We start from the raw sequence: 720 nt of genomic DNA on the forward strand, positions 1-720 counted from the left end.
ACGGACATCAACGGCTCGATCAACACGAGCGGTAACGGTTCGACCAGCATCGACGGTAACTCGACCGAAGGCAACGGCACGTGGATCGAGCCGAACGCATCGATCAACACGACCGACAACGGCACGACGAACATCTCGGGTAACTCGACCAATGGCAGCGGTGTAATCGACGACGGTTCGATCAACACCACGGACAACGGCACGACCAACATCTCGGGCAATTCGACCAACGGTGACGGCACGGACATCAATGGCTCGATCAACACGAGCGGTAATGGTTCGACTGATATCAGCGGCAACTCGACCGAAGGCAACGGCACGTGGATTGAGCCGAACGCGTCGATCAACACGACCGACAACGGCACGACGAATATCTCGGGCAACTCGACCAATGGCAGCGGCGTGATCGACGACGGTTCGATCAACACCACCGACAATGGCACGACCAACATCTCGGGCAATTCGACCAACGGTGACGGCACGGACATCAACGGCTCGATCAACACGAGCGGTAACGGTTCGACTGATATCAGCGGCAACTCGACCGAAGGCAACGGCACGTGGATCGAGCCGAACGCGTCGATCAACACGACCGACAACGGCACGACGAACATCTCGGGCAACTCGACCAATGGTTCAGGCGTGATCGACGACGGTTCGATCAACACCACGGACAACGGCACGACGAATATCTCGGGCAACTCGACCAACGGCGACGGC

The 720-nt window shown here is 58.3% G+C and carries 1 protein-coding gene; it reads left to right on the forward strand.

All coding sequences use genetic code 11. The features are described from left to right. A partial coding sequence (locus PQR54_RS38850) for a beta strand repeat-containing protein (RefSeq protein ID WP_408255450.1) occupies positions 1-720 on the forward strand: 720 nt, incomplete at both ends.

The sequence above is a fragment of the Paraburkholderia phytofirmans genome (assembly GCF_046028095.1).
GTDB lineage: Bacteria > Pseudomonadota > Gammaproteobacteria > Burkholderiales > Burkholderiaceae > Paraburkholderia > Paraburkholderia phytofirmans_A.